Genomic DNA, 22,349 nt, shown 5'->3' with positions numbered 1-22,349 from the left:
GGTCAAGCCGGGGCATGACACTGGTGATGAAGCGAGCTCATTCCACATTCATTGCGAGCGACTTGCCCGCCATAGCTCGAAGTGCGACGGCAGAAGCGAAGTAATCCAGGATATTTCCGCGGAGGAGGCATCCTCGATTTCGTTTCGCTCCATCGAGGCTACAAGGGTCCGCGCGTGCGTCGCGCCAGGCCCAGCTTGTCCAGCGACAGAACCTGACCATATCTCCTTTCCACGGAGAATGATCATGGTCCAGCAACTGCGCATCTACGAGATTTTCGAGAAGAACAAGGCCGCCTTCCACGCTCGTTTCCGCGATCACGCCGCCCGCATCATGCGAACCCGGTACGGCTTCCAGATCGTGGCGATGTGGGAGACAACATTCGGCGAACGGACCGAGTTCGCGTACCTCCTAGAATGGCCGGACGAAGCGGCCAAGATTTCGGCATGGGCGGCCTTCATGGCCGATGCCGAGTGGGCCGAGATCAAGCGGGTGACTCATGCGGAGCATGGACTCATGGTAGGTCAGATCGAGGATCGCTTGCTTGTGGCGGTGGACTACTCGCCGTCGCTCGGCCTCCCGCACTGATCCGTCTTCGGAGCCGCGCCCATGATCGATCACGCCACCCTCGTCACCTACGTCCTCATCGTGCTGGGCTTCGTCTTGATTCCTGGCCCGGCGACGCTGCTCACCCTGGCGCGCGCCGCAAGTTCCGGAACGAAGGCCGGCATCGCGACCGGTGCCGGCATCGCAGTCGGTGACCTGATCCATACCTCGATGGCGATCGTCGGCCTGTCGGCGATCGTCGCGACCTCCGCGCTGCTGTTCAGCATCGTCAAGTATGCGGGCGCTGCGTTCCTGATCTATCTCGGCATTCGCGCCATGCTCGACAGGGCGCCCATCGAGCTGAATGGCGGCACGCCTGCGATCAGTGCGCGCCGCGCCTTTCGGCAGGCCGTTCTGACCGAGGTGCTCAATCCCAAAACTGCGCTGTTCTTCTTCGCCTTCTTGCCGCAATTCGTGAGGCCGGAGAACGGTTCGACCGCAGTTCAGCTTGCGATCCTCGGGATCGTCTTCGTGCTGCTTGGCTTGCTCAGCACCGTCGTCTTCGCCGTCGGCGCCGGTCGTCTCGGCAATCTCCTGCGCCGCCATCCAGCTGTGGTGAAGTGGCAGGGCAAGGTGGTCGGGACCATCTACTGCGCGGTCGGCGTGCGGCTGGCCTTGCAGGAGCGGTGAGGCGGGGCGCTCCGTGCCCGCACACTCCCGTTATTGCGAGCGACGGGGGAAGTTACTTTGCTGCCGTCGACGGCTAGGGAATGTAATCTTCGAACTCCCACTTTCCGAGGCGGCTCAGTTTTTCCGCCACTTCCTTCCAAGACGTTCCCGAGCATTCCGCACAATAGGCTTCGACGAACGCTTGGAGCCGGGGATAGTCGTATTGCTTCACGAAGACATAGTGCCTCCCGATCATGAAGTCAGCCTTCATGTTCGAACTAAACCAGTCGGGCGTGCAGAGCATGAAGTCGAAAGACTCTTGTCCTGGTCCGTCGGCCTGGCCGACGATAGCCATTACCAGGATTCCAAATGGTCCGTTTGGCGAGAAAGCCTCAAGCGGATCCGCGTCAGGACTGTGAAGAAATCTCAGTTTGGCAACAACCATGGATGGACCATCGTATGCGTTTTTTAGGTGAGCAAAGGGCGCGTAGCGCTGTGCCCACCATCCTTGTGATGGATACAGATTGTGGGCACGCTCCGCTTTGCCCACCCTACGGCAGCATCGCCTCCGGCTATCCCTTCGCACAATGCGCGATCAGCTTTTCCACGAAGCCTGCGCATTTCTCCAGCTCCGCCATCTCCACGAACTCGTCCGGCGTATGCGCCTGCGCGATCGATCCCGGGCCGATCACCACCGAGGGGATGTCGGCCATGCTGGCGAACAGGCTCGCCTCGGTGCCGAAGGCGACCTTGGCATGGTCGTTGCGTCCCGCAAGGCTCTTGGCCAGCGTGACGATCGCGGCGTCGGCCGCGGTGTCGAGCGCGGGATAGTCGAGGATCTCCTCGAAATCGATGCCGCACTCCGGGTGCCTTGCCTTCATCGCGGGCGCGAGCTCGGCCTTGGCCCAGGCGGCGATCGCGTCCGTCACCTCGCGCGACTCCGTGATGCCGATACCGCGGCATTCGAAATCCACCGTGCAGGTGTCAGGCACGATGTTGAGCGCGGCGCCGCCATGGACGATGCTGGTGAGCAGCGTCGAGTGCGGAACGTCGTAGAGGCTGTCGTTCGCCCGCGCGGCCGCAAGCTTCTCGGCACGGCGGCGGATCTCGATAATCAGCTCGGCGGCATATTCGATCGCGTTGACGCCGTCGGGCGCGATCGAGGAATGCCGAGCGAGGCCGCGAAATGTGGCGCGCACGCCGTGCTTGCCCTTGTGGCCGATGATGACCTGCATCTGCGTCGGCTCGCCGATGAAGGCGCCGAGCGGCTTGATCTTCTTCTTGGCGACCTCGCGCAGCATCGGCCGCACGCCGACGCAGCCGATCTCCTCGTCATAGGAGATCGCCAGATGAATCGGTGTCTTGAGCCCGGCCTCCAGCATCTCCGGCACCATGGCGAGGCACACCGCGACAAATCCCTTCATGTCGGTGGTGCCGCGGCCGTAGAGCTTGCCGTCGCGCTCCACCAGCTTGAACGGATCATGACTCCAGTCCTGGCCCACGACGGGCACCACGTCGGTATGGCCCGACAGCACCATACCGGGACGATCCTCCGGCCCGATCGTGACCCACAACGCGGCCTTCTCGCCGGTCTCGTCGACGATGCGCTCACCCTTGAGGCCGAACGCGGCGAGATAGCTTTCGATATGGGCGATCAGGGGCAGGTTGGTGCGGTCGCTGATGGTGTCGAAACCGACGAGGTCGGCGAGGAGTTTTCGGATCCGGTCGGGTCTTGAGCTTGGCATTGTCTCGTTCTGTCGCGGGAATGGAAGCTGAAACACTTGCAGGAACCATACCAATGTGGCGCCCGGTCGGGCAAATCAACACAGGTAGTACAAGATATCGCGTTGCCTGTCGGGCAAAACAGGCCAGCGGTCGGTCAATGCCCCCAGGCGAAAATATTCCGCTTTACCGAAATTCGGAAACGACGTATGTGTCGCCGCAACCCGGCCCAAGGAAGAGGGGCGTATCGCGATCGTCACGAACGCGGGCCGGGCGGCGGTGGACGCAGATGGCGTTGGCGCGAACGGGCTTGCAGGGCGGGAGACCGTGAGCAAGGTGTCGCGCATACGACCGGTGCCATCAGCGTACGGCAAAATCGTGTGGTCCTGGCGCCCGGGGTCTGTGCGCCAAGTCTTGCGGTGACGTTGCGGCCCGACCGGGTTTCGCACCGTCAGTCATCCGCAAGGCGACGGGGGCAATAGTGCATCGCTCCCCGGGGAGAGCGCGACATAAGCCGTAAAAACCACTGCGCAGGGAAGGCCGGACGTTTGGCTTCACCTGTATGCCGCTGTGCAAATTTCTGACTGCAACTTCGCACAGTGGACCGCGGGTGCCAGCCGGCGCCCGGTCTTCCCTGCGCCCTCTTTCACTTGAGGCGACGAAACAAAGCTCGGGCGAGATGCGCCGCGAGGATGCGATCCCATGTCAGTCATTCAACGACGAGGTCGTGCCCCGGACGTTGCGCAGCACGAAGTGATGCGCTGCAGAGCCGGGGCCCATCCATCAGCGCGTTGCGGAGCCTGCTGGGTCCCGGCTCTGCGCAGCAGCGTAAGAACGCTGCTGCGTCCGGGACACGGGATCCCAATTAAACCGGCTTGCCCGTATACGGCATCGACGCCGTGAGGCCGCCGTCCACCGGGAACGCCTGGCCGTTGACATACGAGGCTTCGTCGCTCGCCAGGAACAGTCCCATCGCCGCGAGCTCGTGCGGCTGGCCGGGGCGCTTGAGCGGATTGAGCTGGCCGATCTTGTCCTGGGTGCCGCGCTCCTTGGCGCGGTCGAAGATCGGCTTGGTCATGCCGGTTTCGATCAGGCCGGGGCAGACCGCGTTGATGCGCACGCCGGTGCCGGTGAGCGAATAGGCCGTGGTCTGCACCAGGCTGATCACGCCGGCCTTGCTCGCGGCATAGGGATGACCGCTGGCGCCGGCCTTGAGGCCTGCGACGGAGGCGGTCAGCACGATCGCGCCGGACTGCTGCTTGACCATGTGCGGCATCGCGTATTTCACCGCGAGGAACGGCCCGATCAGGTTGATGCGCAGGATCTCCTGCCAATGCTCCACCGTCTGCTCGGCGAGCGGAACGAGCCCGCCGGAGATGCCGGCATTGGCCCAGATCACGTCGAGCCGGCCATGCGCCTTCACCGCCTTGTCGATCACGGCGATGACGTCCTTTTCGGAGCCGGCATCCGCGATCATGGCTTCCGCGATGCCGCCGGCCTTCTTCACCTCCTCGACGGTCTCCTTCACCGCCTCGGTGCGATCGACTGCGATCAGCTTGGCCCCTTCCTTGGTGAACAGCAGCGCAGCCGCGCGACCGATGCCGCTGCCGGCGCCGGTGATGATGACGGATTTGCCTTGCAGGCGGCCCATGCGTTTCTCCCTTGTGGTGTCCCGCGTGGCGCTTGCCGCGCGGCGGAATTTCAAACAAGATTTCAAACGGTAAAGTGTCTTGAGACACGTTCGCTACTCACGTACAGCGACATCAAACGGGATGGAAGGGTTTCGATGGCAGGTGCAGACAAGCCAAATGTGGTCGTCACGCGATGGTGGTGGGTCCGTCACGCGCCGGTGCGCAATGACGGCGGCAACATCTACGGACAGTCCGACATCGCCTGCGACACCAGCGATACCTATGTGTTCAATGCTGTTGCCAAGGTGCTGCCACGCACGGCGGTCTGGTATTCGAGCAATCTGATGCGTACCCACCAGACCGCCGAGGCGATCTGGGCGGCCGGCTTCCCAAGGCCCGCGTCGATGAAGCGGGAAGCGGATCTCGCCGAGCAGAACCTCGGCCGCTGGCAGGGCATGAACCGGGCCCAGTTCATCGCGAGCCGCCCCGTCGGCGCCAGCTGGTTCGCCGACATCAACGAGCCCGCGCCCGGCGGCGAGAGCTTCATGGACCTCTACAACCGCACGCGCCGCACCATCGAGCGGATCACCAATGAGGCGGCAGGGCAGGACATCATCGCAGTCGCGCATGGCGGCACGATCAAGGCGGCGCTGGGGCTCGCGCTCGACGGCCAGCCGGAGCGGGGGCTGTCGTTCGACATCGACAATTGCTCGGTGACGCGGTTGGACTATTTTGCAAGTCCCGAGCGCACCGTCTGGCGGCTGCCGATGGTGAACCAGCAGCCGTGGATTGCGGATGCTGCGCATGCAGCGATGCACCAGCCGGCGGGGCCGGAAGTCAAGAAGCTCGCCTGAAGCGGCTGTCGCTCGCGCGAGCGATATGAGTTTCGGGCCAATCAAATCGTACTCAGGGAGAGACACATGACCTTGTTCGACATGAAGGGGAAAGTCGCCGTCATCACGGGATCGACGCGCGGCATCGGGCTTGCGATCGCCGAGCGCATGGCCGAGCACGGCGCCAAGGTGGTAATCTCCTCGCGCAAGGCCGACGTCTGCGAGCAGGTCGCCAAGGGGATCAACGACAAGTTCGGCAAGGGCACCGCGGTCGCGGTCGCCGCCAACATCTCGTCGAAGGAGAATCTGCAAAACCTCGTCGACGAGAGCAACCGCGCCTTCGGCAAGATCGACGTGCTGGTCTGCAACGCCGCTTCGAACCCGTATTACGGTCCACTCGCCGGCATCTCCGACGATCAGTTCAGGAAGATCCTCGACAACAACATCGTCGCCAACAACTGGCTGATCTCGATGGTGGTGCCGCAGATGATCGAGCGCAAGGACGGCTCGATCATCATCGTCTCCTCGATCGGTGGCCTCAAGGGCTCGACCATCCTCGGTGCTTACGCGATTTCCAAGGCCGCCGACATGCAGCTCGCGCGCAACCTCGCCTGCGAATACGGCCCGCACAACATCCGCGTGAACTGCATTGCGCCGGGCCTGATCAAGACCGATTTCGCCAAGGCGCTGTGGGACAATCCGGAGAACCTGAAAGCCTCGACCTCGCGCTCGCCGCTGCTGCGCATCGGCATCCCCGACGAGATCGCCGGCGCGGCGGTGTTCCTGGGCTCGAAGGCCGGCGACTTCATGACCGGCCAGACCATGGTGATCGACGGCGGCGCGACGATCAGTTGAGCGATAGAGCGTAGAAGAGGCACGAAGCCCACCCAACAACCGGTGTCATCGCCCGCGGAGGCGGGCGATCCAGTATTCCAGAGGCCTTCATTGGAGAGCTCGCTCTTACCACATCCGCCGCGGCGTACTGGATGCCCCGGTCAAGCCGGGGCATGACAGCGAATGTGAGGATGCAGCGTCACCGTACGAGATTATGCGGACGCCGCCTCACTCCACCGCCGCGTAAACCAGATCCCGCACCAAGGTCCGCGTGTAGTCGCGCTGTCCGGGGCCCTGGCTCATGAACACCGCGAACAGATCCTCCTTCGGGTCGATCCAGAAGAATGTGCCGGCGATGCCGCTCCAGAAATACTGGCCGACGCTGCCGGGGAACGGCGCGATGCCGGCCTCGCGGCGCATGGCGAAGCCGAGACCGAAGCCGTGGCCGGGCGAGAGCAGGGTGCCGTTGATTGCAACGCCTGGCCCGAGGTGATCGGCGGCCATCAGCTCCAGCGTCTTGCGGCCGATGACCCTGTTGCCGTCGAGCGTGCCGCCGTTGCGTAGCATCAGGCAGAAGCGCGCATAGTCCATCGCGGTCGACACCAGGCCGCCGCCGCCGGACTCCATCACCGGCTGCTCGAGCATGTTGAACAACGCGACCTTGTCGCCGGTCCAGGGATCGGCCGCGAACGGCTCGGCGAGCCGGCCGGCATTGGCCTCGGATGTGGAGAAGCCGGTCTCGGCCATCTGGAGCGGCGCGAGCACGCGCTCGGTGAGGAAGGCGCCGAGCGTCCTGCCGCTGACGACCTCGATGATGCGGCCAAGGATGTCGGTGGAGCGGCTGTAGTTGAACTCGGCACCGGGTTGGCAGACCAGCGGAAAGCTCGCCACCAGCGCGGCGTGCTCGGCGTTGCTGATCTTGCGGCTGCGGACGCGGGACTCCTGGTAGAGCTTGTGCACGGGGCCGTCGCCCTGGTGCTCGTAGGTGAGGCCAGAGGTGTGGCGGAGCAGGTCCTGCACGGTCATGGGCCGCGTCGGGGGCACCAGCTCCAACTTGCCGTCCTTGACGACGCCGACCTTCTGGCTCGCAAATTCCGGGATGAATTTTGCGACGGCGTCGCCGAGCAGGAGCTGGCCATCCTCGACCAGCGCCATGATGCCGACCGAGACGATCGGCTTGGTCATCGAGAAGATGCGGAAGATCGAATCGCGCGCCATTGCTGCGTCGCCCGCCGGGCCTTGCTTGCCGAGCGCCTCGAACCAGCCGATCTGGCCGCGCCGGGCCACCAGCACGGTGACGCCGGGAACGGTTCCCTTGTCGATCTCGCGCTTGAATGCGTTCGACATGGCCTGGAGACGGGGACGCGACAGCCCGAGCGTCTCGGGGCGAGCGTCCGGCACAGGCGGGGTCTGGAGCGCGGTCGTTGCCTGTGGGGCGGCTGTGGCGGTCGCTGTCGCGGTCATGGGCACTCCCGGTCGTTTTTGTTATCGTGAACGGACTGTGGCCCAGAAACCCCGGTACAAACAAGCGAAGCCGACGCGGTTCACCCTTGCAAACCGGCCGTCCCTTGTGCTTGAAAGCGCCCCTGATCCGCGGTGACGCGGGTTCGTAGGAGTGTAGCTCAATTGGTAGAGCACCGGTCTCCAAAACCGGGGGTCGCAGGTTCGAGCCCTGCCACTCCTGCCAGTAAAATCAGTCACTTAGATGAGATGCTGGCGGGGTAGGGACAAGGTGTCCCTCGTACGTATAGCCGAAAGCCGGTCCAAATATCCGAGGTCCCGCGCCGAGGCCCGCGGGGCGCGCCTCAACGCGCGAGGGTCCGCTCCGCGTCGGGCGGAATTTGGCTGAAATCGACGTTCCGAATGGGAACGCGGCGCAGCAGAGAGACGATGGTGCCGACGAGCTCGAAATAGGTGCGCAGCCGCAGCGCGCGGGACGATCCCTTCAGCTCCGCATTCAGGCTCACGGGGACCTGGACGTAGGAGAGGCCGAGCTGGAGCAGCGAGATCAATGCGCAGATCTGATAGCCGTAGCCGTCGGCCTTGACCGCGATCTGGCGCAGCCATCTCACGGGGTAGACGATCATGCTGTGGTAGTCGGACAGCCAGAAGCCGAACAGGCAGTTCAGGATGAACCGCAGGGAATGCGACTGGAGGGAGCGGTTGATGGAGCGGTCCGACTGGTTGTCGCGATAGGTGATGACGAGGTCGGCGGCGCCCGCCGCCTTGAACATCCGGGCGATCCCTTCGTTTTGAAAGGCATGATCGCCGGGAATGAGCGTGATGGCATCGAACTTCGCGCGCGACAGGGCGAATTCGAAGCCGGCGCCGACACCCCGCCGTTCTGCGTTGTGATGCACGATGATGCGTGGCTCGCCGGCGGCGAACTCGTCCATGATCGCGCCGGTGGCGTCGGTGCTGCCATCGTCGATCAGGAAGATCTCGAAATCGTCGAGCAGCTCGCGGGCGAGCGGCAGCACGCCGTCGATGGTGTCGGCGATCTTGTCCTGCTCGTTCAGTGCAGGAATGACGATTGTAAGCTTTTTTGCCGCCCTGGAAGGTGTCATCTTGCGCCGCCGTTGCCGGCTACCCTTGACTGGTAGAACCCCGAGGCAACTCTAGGTCATCTGAGCCGAGCGAACAATGTGGCTCCGGACATGGTCCACACAACCGGAGACGAAACCCGAGATGTGTGTGTTTCGCGCAACTAGTCGGAAAAATCGTAGAGACCGGTGTCGCCAATGCCGAAGGCGCGGCGCAGCCGTCCGATGCGGCCCGCCATATTCCGGCCCGCCGCGGTCGCCCTGAAGTGCGAATCGACCGGTTCGACCAGGCCGCCATCGACCAGGTTCCCAATTCGTCCCCGGAATAGATCTGGAACCTGCCTTTCGGCGATGTCCGAAACCGGGGCCCTGCGACCGGGCCGGTCGACGAGGCCGCGCAGGATGTCCAGGGAAACCGATTTATACACTGCGCCAAAGGCGAAAACGTAAGCCATGACGCAAAATCCGAAAATCGACGCGGCGTTCCAATACTGAAATTGCGGGATGGCGAAAATTCCGAGCATCACGCCGAGACCATGCGAGACGACCGCGGCGATCGCGAGCAGGACCACGGGTCCCAGCGCCCATGCGCGAGCGCGGGCCATGAACTGCAAGGCAGGCGCCAGCAGGGCGAAGACGACGACGGCGACAAGTCCGACAGCGAAGGACATTGTGCCGCTCACCCGAGACCCGTCGACAGACGAACAAGTTTGACCAGATATGCGACCGCTACCCCCTTGGCCGTCGGGGCGAGCCGGCCGTCTGCCGTCACCACCAGCCCCGAGCTGATCAGGAGTTTCAGGCGGTTGTGCGTGAAGGTGCCGAGGTCGCCGCCCTGCATGTAGGCCGCAGCCCATTGGTCCAAAGTGAGGGGACGTCCGGTCTTGACCAGTGCCGTGAGCAGCGTCACCGTAAAGCCCCAGGCCAGCAGGCTGAACAGGATGTAGCAAAACATCATCGCCGTCGCCAACAGGAGCAGACCGCCAAGTACGTCGTCGAGGTGGCGTCGACCTGGAAGCGCGATACAGGCGATCGCGAAAAGCAGGACGACGCTGACGCATGCCAGCCGGAAGCGGCGGCCGGATCCGCCGGTGGCGGCGATGCGCGCGTAACACAGCAACAGCAGTGGAAAGGCGATGCTGAGACCAATCGCAGCGGCCTGCGCCGGGCCCGGTAGCATGTTCATTGCGTAAATCGCCCCGGACGCCTCTCAGGCCCAGCCAGAGCGAAAGTCTATAGGAGGTCGTATTTTTCCGGTCAAGTGAGCCCGGCGCCCGGACTTGCGGTCGTCACACGGGCATGCCAATCGTGTGTCGCGATGCCGTTCCTCCGTCCGAGATGTCTCCATTGCTGCGTGCGCTAGCGGTCCTCCTCGGCGTGTTGCTGGCTGCACATGCGCCGATGCTCGTGAACGACGGCCTCTTCATGGACGACTGGCTGGTGCTCAAGCCGCGTGCGGACTATTTCATCGACCTCGATTTCCTTTTGAATGGTGCCGGCCATCCTATCTTCTATGGCTACGATACGTTCGCGAATTGGACGGGCGCCCCGGTCCTCGTGATGATATCGCTGGCATTCGCTGGAATTGTCTTCGGCGCGACGAGCCTGGTACTGATCGCGATGCGGCTCGGCCTGCTCGATCGCGCCGAAGCGGTCGGCGTCGCGCTGATTGTCTGGACCTATCCCGGGTATCAGCTTTGGGCGGGAAAGGCGAACTCGGTCTACGTTTTCAGCTTTGGACTCTTATTCGTCGGTGCGTGGCTGTTGACGCGAGCCTTCAGCGCCCGCGGTCTGCGGCATGTGCTGCTTCGCGTCGCCTGTGCACTCGTGTTCCTGCTGAGCTTCGCGCTGAACTCGACGATCATGCTCTATGCCTTCGTGATGCTCGGTCTTTTCGTAGCGATATGGCGGGGCGGAGACGCGGCGCACGGTTTTGTTCGCCGAACATGGCTGGCAGGCTGGCGCTACGCTGTGGGTTATCCGGAATTGCTGCTGCTTCCTCTGGTCTATTGGGGCACGCTCACTCTCTGGTTCAAGCGAATCGGCTTATATGCGCAGCACTATGGCGCGCATTTTCCGACGCTCGGCGAATTGGCGAAGGGATGGTGGGCGTTCTTTGTCACCGGCTACAGGGATCTCGTGGCTGACGCGATCCGGGCGGCAATCCAAGCTCCGGCGCTCTTCATCGTGGCAATGGTCCTCGTCGGCATCGCAGTATTGGTGCTGCGTCCGGACAAAAAGTCGACTGCGTCCAGAGCCGATATCGCCTTGCCGCTCGTGCTCGCCGTCATCTTGTTCGTCGCATTGTCGTCTCCCTATCTGATTGCCGGGCTCCGGCCGTCTTCCACGCATTTCTACGAGAGCCGTCATCTGCTGATGTTCGGCGTGCCGGCGGCGCTCGCACTCCTTGCATTCAAGCGACAAGCCGAACGCTGGACGGGTGCCGGTGCCGCCTTCGCGGTCATGTTCGGATTGAGCATGATCGTGTCCCTTGGCACGCTCTGGAACGACTATGTTTTCATGCAGGCAAGAACATTGAAGCAGGAGGCCCTGACGCGCGCGCTCGCCGATCGGGTGCAGCCTGCGGCGACCGTCTACGCGCTCGACGATCGTATCGTCGGTTCCTCCTCACGTCACGTGCCATTCGGATTGGCCGAAGTCACCGGCATGCTTCGCCTTGCCTGGGGCAATCAGCCCTTCTTCGGATTTTCTCTGGATTCCGAGCGGCCCGACATCCTGCAGGAGATGGAGGAGAAGCGGGTTGCTCCAGGAACTGCATTCCGTCATTTCGATCCGTCGGGGCCGCAGGCGACGATCTTGTTGCAGCCGGGGCCTGGAGCCGTGTCGAACCAGACATTGGTGCGAAAATACTACGCGTGTCGGTTGCTGGAGCGCTGTGGCCTTGCAGAGTTTCTGTCTCAAATTGCGCAGGTCACGATCGAGGTGGGCCCGATCGCCGGCATCTTGCCGCTCGACCGCGCAAGCGAGAGTGTCAAGCCTGGCCGCTAATTAGCCCACCGCTTCCAGACTGTCTCTGCAAGCGCGATGTCGGTCACCGAATCCTCGCCGGACGCTAGGGGGCTGCGTCGTTCGGCGATATCGGAAACGAAGGCGTCGGCCTGGCGCCGAAATGCCCAGCTCGCTTCACCCGTCAGCCACGTGCTTTGACCGTCGTGGTCGACAATGACCTCCGCCTCTTGTTCGGCGAACGGCGGGGGCAATTTCAAGGTCACAGCACCGCGCTCAAAATCGATCGTTAGTCCCTCGCGCCAGGCACCTTCGGCTCCGTTCACGAGATCCAGCGTGCAAGCGATGCCGTCGAAGTCGAGGGTTATGCGCGCGGCTCCGATGGTCTCGATCGAGCTTTCGGCGACCCTCGGCGATGGTCCGAGCACGTACCGCGCCAGATTGATGATATGGCTGAAGACATTCAGAAAATTGTCGTAGCCGGGGCGCATCGCGCGCGGCATCCAGTCGGGACCATCCTCCCAGAGTTCGAGTCCGTCCGGCCGTGCTTCGCCGGTCATCACGAAATTGTCCTGCGCTCGGCCCGTGTCGCCGCCGAAGCACCAGCCTCGCGCGGCGACGATGCGTCCGAGTGACTGGTCCGCGCGGATACGCGCCAGCTCGGCCAGCGCGCGTGCCACGCCGGCGTCGTGTCGTTTCATATAACCGATGCTGTAGATGAGGTCCTGTCGCCGCGCGGCTTCGACCAGCGTCTCGGCCTGAACCGTCGTGTAGGCCATCGGCTTTTCCGACAGCACGTGGCGGCCGCTGTCCAACGCGTCCAGGACGATCGGGCCGGTTGCGCGCCGCTTCGTCACCACGACTACGGCGGACACCTCGCTGTCCGCAAGCAGCTCCCGGTGCGTGCCGTAGACCCGCGAGATGCCGAACTTCTGCGCCGCGGCGGCAGCGAGATCCGGCCGCAGATCGGCGATCGCGACGACGCGGCAGGCGGGATTGGCAGCGAAATTGGCGAGGTGGCACATCTGGCCGACCATGCCCGTCCCGATGATGCCAATGCCTGGCTTCACTGGCTATGATCCCTTGGAGCGCTTTCGCATGACGAGGAAATGCGCCGGCTGTCCCCAGGTGTTGATGAACGCTGGATCCGTCCGGGTGAGGGCAGTGACCGCGGACGCATCCCGTCGCCCGATCGCGCCAAAGATGCGATGGAAACTGTCGAGCGTTGCCGTGATGGCTTCGATGTCGGCAGCATCGTCGGCGAGAATGTCCGTCGCCCGGATCGTCTCGCGCAGGGACGCGAGGCTCGCGACCACGCGCGGCAGGCTCCCGCCGAAGGGATCGTCGATCATCGCATCGACGTCGAGAACCAGCGTCTCGATAGATGCCGAGATCGCCTCCACTGCATCGGCCTTGCCGACCAGATAGAGCTTTCGTCCGCCAAGGAAGCTCAGGCGGCTGCGGTCGAGATGGCGCGCCGTGCGCCGCAGCTTCTCGTCGTCGGGCAGAACCTTCTTGTGCCAGTAGACGTCCAAGCTGTCGCGATAGGCCGGCCATGCCGAATGGATATCGAAGCCCTGTTCATGCGCCGCGGTGCACAAGGCCGCCGCGTCGAGGAAGTACCGATGCCGGACGAAGGGATTTTCGAGCACGTCCATCAGCCAGGATTCGAAGCTGCGGGTGTGCGGAATGCTGCTCCATTTCGCATCGAACAGCATCGTTGCCGTTTCGAGCGCAGGACGGCCTGTCAATGTCTTGCCCGCCGCATGGATCGCCTTGAGCGCGAGCTCGAAGAAGCCGCCATGGCGCTCGTAATAGGACACGACGGCGTAACCGTCGGGGTTGAGCAGCCGGTGGAAGACGCCGAGCCAATTTTCGGTCGGCTGCACCGTGTAGATGAATCCTTCGGCATCGATGATGTCGAACCCGCGGTCGCTGCGGAATCCCTCGACATCGGCCAGTGCGAGCTTGCGGAGACGTTCGGTCAGGCCGAAATGAGCGAAATAGGCCTGGATCTTCGGGTGTGCATGCCGGTTCGGCTCGGCGAGCGTCATATTCGCGCCCCAGCCCGCAAACACCAGAGCGTTCTCGCCGGAATCAGGACCGAATTCGAGCACCTCGGCATTGCGGAACAGCCGTGGCGGCAGCACCAGCTTGTCCGAGAACAGTTCGCGCCGCTGGCTGGCGTAGGCTTCGAGCTCGGCGGACGACTTGAAATTTCCGAACGTCGGCAGAACGTCCTGACGTTCGTAGTAGTTGAAGAGCTTGTCCTCAGCCATGCCGCGACCCTGCGGCCGCCTCGAGACGGTCGAGCTCACTCCAGATGTCGGAAGGCGCGAAGATTGAAACGATGTGCAGCGGCCGCGTCACATTCTCGCGCAGCCGGCTACTGACCTTGGCTTCGTTCTCCTGGTTCACGGCGAGAAGACAGACGAGCGGTTCTGGCTTGCCGGCGAGATCGTCCGGCGAGCGGATCGGAATGCCGGTGCCGGGCAGGAACAAGCCCTGGCGCTCTTTCTGATCGTCGACCGAGAGGTCGACGAGATCCGCCAGCTCGTGGGCGTTGGTGAAGGTGCAGGCGCGGCAGCCGGCGCCGTAGATGGCGATCTCGGCACCATTGGCCCGGGCCTTGGCGAGGATCGGACGAAGGCGCGCGCCATATTCCCGTGCGCGTTGGCCGAATTTCTCACCGACGCCGGACGGCGCGGGCGGCGGCGTCACGCGGCCCGCGGCACGACGGGCTGCGACCGCAAGGCTGCCGCCGCTGAAATTGTACTTCTTCACGGAAACCGCCTCGAAGCCGTGGCGCGCCAGCAGAGCGAGCAGGGTCGGTTCGGTGAAATAGCTGACGTGCTCCTCCCAGAGCACGGAAAGATCGCCCGCCGTCGACCCGGGCGCGAAATCAGGCACGTCGATGAACAGCAACCCATCGTCGCGCAGCGCGATCTTCACGCAGTCGAAGAAGTTCTCGAAATCGACGATGTGCTCCAGCACCTGGCGCGAGACGACGAGGTCGAATTTGCCGGCCTGGGCAACGGCGTCGTGACACAGCGCCGGGCTGATCATGTCGGAATAGACCTTGATGCCGCGCTCGCGGGCGATCTTGCCCGACACGGGGTTGGGCTCCACGCCCACCAAGACCTTCGCGCCGCGCTCGCGCAGCTTGTCCATGAACAGGCCATCGTTGCATCCGATCTCGAACACGGACTGGGGCGTCGAGAATTTCGCGATCGTATCGAGCTCGTCGACCTGGTGCGGCTCCGGCTTCCAGCTGCTGAAATTGTAGTTGAACTGCCGATACAGGATCTCTGGATCGATCGGCTTGACGATCTGCGGCAGGCCGCACTCGCCGCAAGCCAGCACCTCGAACGGATACCGCTCCTCCTGCTCGTTTCGGCTGTGCCGAAGCCGATGCGCAATCGGCATTAGGCCGAGGTCGATGACCGGTCGCAGGTTGGTCGAATGGCAAAGGCGGCAATGGTCGGTCACTGGTCTGGCTCTTTGCAGGAATGACACGGGGACAACAGCCCCGGGGTGAAACCTCAACGTAGTTGAAGCCTATATAGTGGCTCAGCCTGCGCCACAATTCCTAAGTTGCCTTGTCCCGGCGCCACCGGCGGCCAGAACAGCACGGCGCCACAACACGGCTGCGTTTGAGCAACGCATCCGGCTCATCCCGCTCACCGCGGCGGTTCCGTGTGATGCGCCTTATTCAGATTCGTGCAACTACCATCGATGGACCGGCGCAGCAGCAGCCCGGTCGGTCCCCTAAGCTATACGCTCCAGTGCAAGCAGCCAGACAGCCCCCGATGAGATTGCCGAGGCCCAAGCAAAATCGAAATCGCGAGCGCCCTTCCGGATGCGATGCCGGCGAAACCGAGAGCACCGACCATCGCTCCCTCACGATGCCCCATCCTCCGATGGAAAGCGGGACAGCGGCAGCCATCATCACCAGCGGAATGTCTTGCCAAGCAGCATCGTCAGCCCGTTCCATCCCGTTACCAACCAGGTTCCTCCGGCACGTCGCATCGGCTGAATGCGATCGGCCGGGCCGTGGTGATTGTGGGCCGCGGCAGCAGCTCTTGAGAAAATGAGTTGGGATGGCTCGATCCAAGTTGGTCGATCTCGAAGCAGACGCTGCTGCGCCATCAGGTCGTGCCATAGGATGACCACCGCAGTGCGCCTATCGAGCTCCTGAAACGGAATCTTCGCAGGCGGGTGTGGGTAGAGCCAGCAGCCAGGCGGATCCGCGTACTCCAGGCCGGCGGCAAGGTGGTCGGTATTCTCCTCTTGCCAGGGGAGTCGGCAGATCGTTCTTCAATTCCATGAGTTCGCCACGCCCTTGCGTGGCCGAAGGCGCTTCCTCGAGGACGGACGTCATTAGTTCGACGAATCCGATGTCGTTGGGCGGCGGAATTCCCGGCGTAGCGCGATAGCGCCAGGTCTCTCGCCGCGGCGGGCAGTGAAAAAACTCGAGATAGGAAACGGTGCAGTTGCCACTCGGGACGAGGTCGCGGTTCTGAAAATCTCCGCAATAGTCTGTATAGACATACGATCGCTCGCGATTCTCGTCGCGCAACATCATCTGTGCAACGTTCACGTCATTGGCGCCAAGACACCGGGACCGAAATGAGATGATGGAGCTGTTCTCTATCTGGAGCTTCACGACCTTTGGTTCGGGATCAGCAAGCAAAGCCGCCCGAACTTGCCGCTGTAGGTCTGCGCTGATCAGACCATCATACAGCAGCCATTTCGAATCCTGCGCCATGGCCACTGTGAAGACCGCGATCAGGCCGCCCGCGACCGCTGCGCGCAGACGCGATGTCGGAATCATCTGTATGACGGTCGCCGCCAATATCAGTATGCCGAGTTGCGAGGCGAACAGCAGCCTCGATTCTCCCCTCGTGACGTCGCCATAGGTCCCGGTCAGGGCGAAGGGCATAGCGCCAAGGATGGCAATCGCGGCTCCCGACGAGAGCAGCGCCAGCACACGTCTGATCGAGCCGTGACCCTCGAGCACCCAAGGTGTCCATAACGCTCTGGAAGAGAGGAGAGCGAAGCCCGCCATGGCAGCCAACGTCAGCACCGTCCAGACAAAATGACCCAGCAGTGCGGTCCCGTGAGAGGCGGCATAGGACAGACCCTTAGGGAAAGCCGCGAGGTGCTCGAGCAGCGAGTGACCTATGACGGTGAGGTCGTGCACAAAACTGTACTGCCCGGCGTAGTGACCGCTCTTTCCCAGGATGGTTAGACGCAGCATGATCACGGCCGCGATCACCAGCCAGAATGGGGCAAGGCGCGCGAGCCTACGCTTCCATGGTTCGCGAGTGGACCAGGTCAACATGATGCGGAGCGGTTCAAGCGCGATCAGAATTTCAAGCGACAACGAGAAAAACAAAGCGAACGGCGCCGCCCATCGAAGTGCCCGAACCTTCGAATATGTGAACGCGTAGGACAGCAAATAGAAGAGCAGGAAGAAGTCGTAGACCGCGTTGAGTGTCAGGCGAATTGCATAGAACGGGCTGAGCAGGAATAGAGCCGTGACAAGTGCGGCGATCCTTCTCGTATATGGTGATCGTGACAGGATGGAGTGGAGCAACAAGCCGTTGACCAGGTGACAGCCCAGTCCGACGACCCGTGCGGCGACATCGGGAGTATCGTTCAAAAGCATCACGAACAGCGTCATAGGAATCGCGAAGCCGGCGTGTGCCGACTCCCACAGCACGCGGGCAACGCCGGCTGGACCCTGGGTCCAGTAGATGTAGTACACAGTCCAGTCGTCGCCGAAGACCTCACGCGCGAACAGCGCGGGCACGCTCATGACAAAGGCGAGAGCCAGAGCCACGTAGACATATCCAGCGCCCGCTCGCTCCCGTTCTCGGAGAGCCGCTGCTCTTGGACCTGCATTCACTCGAGAATCATCGAACCCGGCGGAATTGGCCATGGTCCTAAGCTTTGACTCGTTTGTTCAGATATTCCGCGGCGAGCGCGCCGATCTTCGTGACATAGTCCTGGACCGCGGCAGTGTCGCTGCCGTCCGGGGCCCAGTCGGGAAATGCGGTGCGGGAGGGATCGAAAGGGCCGGCGGTGGTTTCGTGAAACACCAGCCACTCCGAGGTGATCAGGATCGAGTGGTAGACCTTCTCGGGCATCCGGTAATAGCAGAGGGCGCCATGTCCGTAGGGTGCCATCTCGAGCACATCGTGAATTCGGCCGTCGTCCTCGAAGATCACGACCTGCGCGGTACCCTCGATCAGGTGAAACGATTCAGGTTTGCCAAAATGCTTGTGGGGCCGGACATAGGCCTCGCGATGATGCACGATCAGCATCTCGTGCAGGCCGGAGGAGGGATCGGGATGCGTGCACAGCCGGCTGCGCAGACGCGGGTTGCCGGCGGCGATACGCTTCAGCTCCGCGATCGTGGCGTCGTCCGCCGTTACGATCGCGTCGTCCGAATAGAACACTTCCGCATTTTGCGCGCGCAACGAGTTCGGCCGGCGCTGGCCTGCTTCATTCGAAGAAGATGAACCCATGGTCGCCTCGGTACCCGCATTTGTCGTAGATCCAGGCCCATGTTTCCGGACCGTGGAAGCTCAGGCAGGTGAGCTGCCAGTAAAGCAGATTCGCCTTCTCGCGCTCGTTGCGGAAGGACTCGACCATCAGATATTTCGAGGCGCCGCGTCCGACGCGCTCGATCTCCGACACGGCGCGGAAGACGTCCTCGAGCGGAAGATTGTGCAGCACGCCGAGCGACACTACGAGATCGAAGCTGTGATCGGGATAGGGGAGCTCGACGGCGCTGCCGACCGTCAACAGCGGCCGCACCTCCTCCTTGGCATTGGCGATGCCGTAGTCGGAGATGTCGATGCCGGCGATCCGGAGGTCGGGGACGAGCTGGGTGAACTCGTAGAGCAGGTAGCCCTTGCCGCAGCCGACGTCGAGCACGCTCATGCCGGGCTTGATGCCGTAGCGATCGATCAGGGTCTGGGCCAGCGGGCGCCACCGGCCGTCATAGCGATAGCCGCCATAGCCGTAGCGCCGGTCGCCATCCCAGTAGTCGCGTCCCCATTGCCGCGCGACGGTGGCGGATTCCGCCTTGTCGTGCTCGACCACGCGCTGGACGTAGTTCCGCTTTGTCGATGCGTGCATCGGCTGGAGCAAATTGATCGTGGTCATGGGGGCCAACCGGTCCGCGCCATCGTCACAGGATGGTCGCGAACTTATTGACGAGCAGGATGTCCTCGACGGCCTGGATGTCTTTCTGCGACGACAGCGTGATCTCCTCGACCGCTGCGTGGAGGTCGCAGCCCTCGCGCAGCACGCGGTCGTAGATCTGCCGCCGCCGTGCCTCGTCGGGTGGCAGCATGAAGATGCTGTAAAGAATCAGACCATGCAGCCGCGGCAGTTCGTCCAGAATGTCCTCGAGCACCATGTAGCTGCCGGGCATGGTGTGCTCGGCGGCGCTCAGCAGATAATGCAGGTTCTTGCGCCGCGCGTAGTCGCGGATCACGATGTTCTGGACGTGTTGCGGGGTGCGGCTGCCGTTCAGCGGCCGGGCGCCGATATAGCCGCGATGGCCGGCTCGCTCAGCCATGGAAGCCTCCGGGCAGCTTGTATTGCATGCCGACCCGCGTTGCCGGGCGCAGCAGGATCGGCTCGAAGAACTCGCCGAAGCGCTTGTCCGCGTAGGGCGACATGATGCTCTTGAAACGGCAGTTCATGCTCCAGCGCGTGCCGGCTTCCTCGTTGACGCGATTGCCGTGCATCAGGGTCTGGTTGAACAGCATCACGTGACCGTAGGGGATCTCGATGAAGGTCGCGTGCGGCTTGATGGTCTTGTACAGCTCTTCGGCGCTGCGCAGGCTGGCCATCCGGTCCTGCATCTCGCCGTTCAGGGACGGCGGCAGCAGATACATCGATTTGGTGCGGCGGACGTCGACGAGCGGCACCCACACCACGACCTCGAACGGCGAGTCGCCCGACCAGACGTCGGAATGGGTGGCGAGCAGCGACGAGCTGTCGCCGGGGAGCTGGATGCTGAGATTGACGCGCCGCTGCATGCAGAGCTCGTTGCCGACGATGGTCTCGATCGTCGAGCGCGCCAGACGAAAGTAGGTCGGCCGGAACCACGGTTCGGCGTTAAGGCCGTTGAAGACGTGCAGCCGCAGCCCATTGAGATCGTCCACGCTCACCCGCGTGTGGATGGTGTCGAGCATCGCGTAGGGATCGTTGCTGTGCGGCAGCTTGAGATAGTCTGCCGCGAGCTCGGCGGCACGACGCTGGATCCGGTCGAGGCCGGCGCGATCGTCAGTCGGCGTGGTGACGAAGCCGTCGTCGATGAAGCGCTGCGCCAGCGCCTGCTCGTCGGCGTGGAGGAAGTCCGTGTCCGTCATGCGAAATACTCCCGGGCGGTCGCGCAAATATAGCTGATGTCGGAGGCCGAGAGGAACTGGTTGATGGGGAGGGTGAGGATCTGGTCTGCCTGCCGTTCCGTCACCGGGAACGCGCCGCGGCCATGACCCAGATGCGCCGCTGCCGGCTGCAGGTGGATCGGGACCGGATAGTGGATCGCGGTCTCGATGCCCTTGTCGGCAAGATATTTCTGGAAATCGTTGCGACGGTCGGTCTGCACGACGAAGGTGTGGAAGGTGTTGAACTCGATGTTGCGGCAGGGCGGAATGAACAGGGGCAGGCCGGCGAGCTCGGCGCGATATTGGGCGGCGTTGCGCCGCCGGCGTTCGATCACCGACGGCAGGTGACGCAGGCGGATGCGCAGCACCTCGGCCTGAAGCGTATCGAGCCGGGACACGATCCCCCATTCCTGGACGTCGCTGCGGTTGATGAGGCCGTGATTGCGCAGCCGGCGGATTCTTGCGGCGAGCTCGGCGTCGGCGGTGACGAGGAAGCCGGCATCGCCCGCGGCGTTGAGATTCTTCAGCGGGTGGGCGGAGAAGCAGCCGAACGTGCCGATGGTGCCGCTCATCCGGCCGTCATAGGTCGAGCCGATCGCCTGGGCGCTGTCCTCGATCACGGCGAGCGCGTGCTTGTCCGCAATCGCCATCAGCGGGGTCATGTCGGCCATGCGCCCGGTCAGATGCACCGGCATGATCGCCTTGGTGCGGGGGGTGACGGCAGCCTCGACCGCGGCAGGATCGATGTTCTGGTCCGGCAGCACGTCCGCAAATACCGGCGTGGCGCCGACCGCGATGATCGCGGCGGTCGATGCCACGAACGAATTCGGCGGGGTGATCACCTCGTCGCCGGGGCCGATGTCGAGGGCCCGCATGGCGAGGATCAGTGCGTCGGTGCCGGAATTCAGCGTCACGACATGCGACGAGCCGAGATAGGCGGACAATTCCTCCTCGAGCTTCGCAACCGCCGCCCCGCCGATGAAATCGCCGCGCTGGAAGACGCCCTCGACCGCCTGCATGATCTCGGCGCGTTCTTCCTCGAATTGCGCGGGAAGATTGACGTAGCCGATGCGCCGGCGGCCGGTGTCAGCGTCCATGGCAGAACTTCCGGACGGTCTCGATGACGCGGTCCTGCTGGGCGCGCGTCAGATGCTGGTCGACGGGGAAGCTGATGACTTCCTTGGCGTGGCGGTCGGTGACCGGGAAGGTGCCGGGCGCGTAGCCGAGATGCTTGAGGCCTTCCTGCTGATACAGCGGGATCGGATAGTGGATCTTGGCCTCGATGCCGTTGTCCAGGCAGTATTTGTAGAGCTCGTCGCGGCGCTCGGCGAACACCATGTAGAGATGGTAGACGTGCTTCACGTTGGGCCGGCGCGGCGGGATGCGCAAGCCGGGCAGGCCGGCGAGGCCCGCGTCGTAATAGGCCGCGTTCTCGATCCGGCGCCGCGTGATCTCGCTGGTCTGGCCGATCAGCCAGTTGCCGACGACCGCCTGAAGGGAATCGAGCCGCGAGTTGCAGCCGAGGATCGCGATCTCGTCGCGGTTCTTCATGCCGTGGTTGCGGATGAGGCGGAGCCGCTCGTTCATCCCGTCGTCATTGGTGACGACGACGCCGGCATCGCCCCAGACGTTGAGGTTCTTGAGCGGATGCAGCGAGAATCCGGCCGCGATGCCGTGGGTGCCGGAGCGCTTTCCCGCGAACTCCGACAGGATGCCCTGGCAGGCATCCTCGACGACTGGAAGATTGTGGCGCTGCGCGATCGCCATCAGCTTGCCCATGTCGGTGACCTCGCCGGTCAACTGGACCGGCATGATCGCCTTGGTCTTCTTGGTGATCGCGGCTTCGACCTGGTCGACGTTCATGCAGAAGGAATCGTCGCAGTCGATCAGCACGGGCGTCGCGCCGGTCTCCGCGATCGCGCCGACAGTGGCGATGAACGTGTTGGCGGCGGTGATGACCTCGTCGCCATGGCCGATGCCGAGCGCCTTGAGCGGCAGCTTGAGCGCGTCGGTGCCTGATCCGACGCCGATGGCGTGACGCACGCCGATCAGCTCGGCAAAGCGCTTTTCGAATTCGGCGACGGGCTTGCCAAGGGTGAAGTCACCGGTCGCCACCAGCCGGCCGATCTCGGCCAGGATCGGAGCGGGGTCGGCGAATTGCTCGAGCAGGTAGGAATATCGAACGTCGTACATGT

22 protein-coding genes and 1 tRNA gene are annotated in these 22,349 nt (G+C 63.4%); 6 read left to right on the top strand and 17 right to left on the bottom strand.

Translation table 11 applies throughout. The features are described from left to right. The first annotated feature begins 244 nt into the window (after positions 1 to 244). Positions 245 to 586: an NIPSNAP family protein gene (locus tag ACM42_RS34130; protein WP_271532498.1), complete on the top strand. Its 342-nt coding sequence runs from the start codon at positions 245 to 247 to the stop codon at positions 584 to 586. 21 nt (positions 587 to 607) lie between these two features. After that, the gene (locus tag ACM42_RS34125; protein ID WP_271532496.1) at positions 608 to 1,234 is read left to right on the top strand and encodes a LysE family translocator; all 627 of its coding nucleotides are present in this window, start codon (positions 608 to 610) and stop codon (positions 1,232 to 1,234) included. A 73-nt stretch (positions 1,235 to 1,307) separates the two neighbouring features. Here ACM42_RS34125 and ACM42_RS34120 read toward each other — a convergent pair whose 3' ends face one another. The 3 genes from ACM42_RS34120 to ACM42_RS34110 form a co-directional block, all read right to left on the bottom strand. Further along, positions 1,308 to 1,658 carry an immunity 8 family protein gene (locus ACM42_RS34120; RefSeq protein ID WP_271532494.1) on the bottom strand — a complete coding sequence of 117 codons (351 nt, stop codon included), beginning with the start codon at positions 1,656 to 1,658 and terminating at the stop codon, positions 1,308 to 1,310. A gap of 127 nt (positions 1,659 to 1,785) precedes the next feature. Beyond that, positions 1,786 to 2,958, bottom strand: a complete 1,173-nt coding sequence (gene argE / locus ACM42_RS34115; protein WP_271532492.1) for an acetylornithine deacetylase — start codon at positions 2,956 to 2,958, stop codon at positions 1,786 to 1,788. Positions 2,959 to 3,800: 842 nt separating this feature from the next. Further along, complete coding sequence (locus tag ACM42_RS34110) at positions 3,801 to 4,586, bottom strand: SDR family NAD(P)-dependent oxidoreductase (protein WP_028182362.1); 786 nt, start codon at positions 4,584 to 4,586, stop codon at positions 3,801 to 3,803. Between the two features lie 135 nt (positions 4,587 to 4,721). Here ACM42_RS34110 and ACM42_RS34105 point away from each other — a divergent pair, with 135 nt between their 5' ends. Beyond that, positions 4,722 to 5,420: a histidine phosphatase family protein gene (locus ACM42_RS34105; RefSeq protein ID WP_271532491.1), complete on the top strand. Its 699-nt coding sequence runs from the start codon at positions 4,722 to 4,724 to the stop codon at positions 5,418 to 5,420. A gap of 66 nt (positions 5,421 to 5,486) precedes the next feature. After that, positions 5,487 to 6,254, top strand: coding sequence for an SDR family NAD(P)-dependent oxidoreductase (locus ACM42_RS34100; RefSeq protein ID WP_025037031.1), 768 nt, complete (start codon positions 5,487 to 5,489; stop codon positions 6,252 to 6,254). Between the two features lie 207 nt (positions 6,255 to 6,461). Here ACM42_RS34100 and ACM42_RS34095 read toward each other — a convergent pair whose 3' ends face one another. After that, on the bottom strand, positions 6,462 to 7,697 hold the full coding sequence (locus tag ACM42_RS34095; RefSeq protein WP_271532488.1) for a serine hydrolase domain-containing protein: 1,236 nt from the start codon (positions 7,695 to 7,697) through the stop codon (positions 6,462 to 6,464). Between the two features lie 147 nt (positions 7,698 to 7,844). On the opposite strand from ACM42_RS34095, the gene ACM42_RS34090 reads away from it, so the two are divergent. Then, positions 7,845 to 7,920, top strand: a tRNA-Trp gene (locus tag ACM42_RS34090). Between the two features lie 118 nt (positions 7,921 to 8,038). Here the strand turns inward: ACM42_RS34090 and ACM42_RS34085 are convergent. From ACM42_RS34085 to ACM42_RS34075, 3 genes are all read right to left on the bottom strand, one after another. Continuing rightward, the gene (locus ACM42_RS34085) at positions 8,039 to 8,800 is read right to left on the bottom strand and encodes a glycosyltransferase family 2 protein (RefSeq protein WP_271532486.1); all 762 of its coding nucleotides are present in this window, start codon (positions 8,798 to 8,800) and stop codon (positions 8,039 to 8,041) included. A 140-nt stretch (positions 8,801 to 8,940) separates the two neighbouring features. Next, positions 8,941 to 9,381 carry a hypothetical protein gene (locus ACM42_RS34080; protein WP_271533696.1) on the bottom strand — a complete coding sequence of 147 codons (441 nt, stop codon included), beginning with the start codon at positions 9,379 to 9,381 and terminating at the stop codon, positions 8,941 to 8,943. Positions 9,382 to 9,455: 74 nt separating this feature from the next. Continuing rightward, a complete protein-coding gene (locus tag ACM42_RS34075) occupies positions 9,456 to 9,962 on the bottom strand; it encodes a hypothetical protein (RefSeq protein WP_271532485.1) in 507 nt (168 codons plus the stop codon). Positions 9,963 to 10,201: 239 nt separating this feature from the next. On the opposite strand from ACM42_RS34075, the gene ACM42_RS34070 reads away from it, so the two are divergent. Further along, entirely contained in the window at positions 10,202 to 11,785 is a 1,584-nt protein-coding gene (locus tag ACM42_RS34070) for a hypothetical protein (RefSeq protein ID WP_271532482.1), read from the top strand. On the opposite strand, the gene ACM42_RS34065 is transcribed toward ACM42_RS34070, so the two are convergent. From ACM42_RS34065 to ACM42_RS34020, 10 genes are all read right to left on the bottom strand, one after another. Beyond that, complete coding sequence (locus tag ACM42_RS34065; protein ID WP_271532481.1) at positions 11,782 to 12,813, bottom strand: Gfo/Idh/MocA family protein; 1,032 nt, start codon at positions 12,811 to 12,813, stop codon at positions 11,782 to 11,784. The two genes, ACM42_RS34070 and ACM42_RS34065, sit on opposite strands and share 4 nt — an antisense overlap. Positions 12,814 to 12,816: 3 nt before the next feature. After that, a complete protein-coding gene (locus ACM42_RS34060) occupies positions 12,817 to 14,022 on the bottom strand; it encodes a class I SAM-dependent methyltransferase (RefSeq protein WP_271532479.1) in 1,206 nt (401 codons plus the stop codon). Then, a complete protein-coding gene (locus ACM42_RS34055; protein ID WP_271532477.1) occupies positions 14,015 to 15,232 on the bottom strand; it encodes a class I SAM-dependent methyltransferase in 1,218 nt (405 codons plus the stop codon). Before ACM42_RS34055 ends, ACM42_RS34060 begins: the two co-directional genes overlap by 8 nt. 694 nt (positions 15,233 to 15,926) lie before the next feature. Continuing rightward, positions 15,927 to 17,588, bottom strand: a complete 1,662-nt coding sequence (locus tag ACM42_RS34050) for a hypothetical protein (protein ID WP_271532475.1) — start codon at positions 17,586 to 17,588, stop codon at positions 15,927 to 15,929. 103 nt (positions 17,589 to 17,691) lie between these two features. Next, on the bottom strand, positions 17,692 to 18,276 hold the full coding sequence (locus tag ACM42_RS34045; RefSeq protein ID WP_271532473.1) for a WbuC family cupin fold metalloprotein: 585 nt from the start codon (positions 18,274 to 18,276) through the stop codon (positions 17,692 to 17,694). Continuing rightward, positions 18,254 to 18,919 (bottom strand): class I SAM-dependent methyltransferase, encoded by a 666-nt coding sequence (locus ACM42_RS34040; protein ID WP_271532471.1) that lies wholly within the window; start codon positions 18,917 to 18,919, stop codon positions 18,254 to 18,256. Before ACM42_RS34040 ends, ACM42_RS34045 begins: the two co-directional genes overlap by 23 nt. A gap of 25 nt (positions 18,920 to 18,944) precedes the next feature. Further along, the gene (locus tag ACM42_RS34035; protein ID WP_239624486.1) at positions 18,945 to 19,337 is read right to left on the bottom strand and encodes an LIC12192 family sporadic carbohydrate cluster protein; all 393 of its coding nucleotides are present in this window, start codon (positions 19,335 to 19,337) and stop codon (positions 18,945 to 18,947) included. After that, complete coding sequence (locus tag ACM42_RS34030) at positions 19,330 to 20,136, bottom strand: sporadic carbohydrate cluster 2OG-Fe(II) oxygenase (protein ID WP_271532467.1); 807 nt, start codon at positions 20,134 to 20,136, stop codon at positions 19,330 to 19,332. The genes ACM42_RS34035 and ACM42_RS34030 overlap by 8 nt, the downstream gene beginning before the upstream one ends. Continuing rightward, positions 20,133 to 21,251 carry a DegT/DnrJ/EryC1/StrS family aminotransferase gene (locus ACM42_RS34025; protein WP_271532465.1) on the bottom strand — a complete coding sequence of 373 codons (1,119 nt, stop codon included), beginning with the start codon at positions 21,249 to 21,251 and terminating at the stop codon, positions 20,133 to 20,135. The genes ACM42_RS34030 and ACM42_RS34025 overlap by 4 nt, the downstream gene beginning before the upstream one ends. Beyond that, on the bottom strand, positions 21,241 to 22,347 hold the full coding sequence (locus ACM42_RS34020) for a DegT/DnrJ/EryC1/StrS family aminotransferase (protein WP_271532463.1): 1,107 nt from the start codon (positions 22,345 to 22,347) through the stop codon (positions 21,241 to 21,243). The genes ACM42_RS34025 and ACM42_RS34020 overlap by 11 nt, the downstream gene beginning before the upstream one ends. Positions 22,348 to 22,349 lie beyond the last annotated feature (2 nt).

The sequence above is a fragment of the Bradyrhizobium sp. CCBAU 25338 genome, from assembly GCF_028128965.1.
In the GTDB taxonomy this organism is placed as follows: Bacteria; Pseudomonadota; Alphaproteobacteria; order Rhizobiales; family Xanthobacteraceae; genus Bradyrhizobium; species Bradyrhizobium liaoningense.
This window is presented reverse-complemented; position numbering and strand designations above follow the sequence as displayed.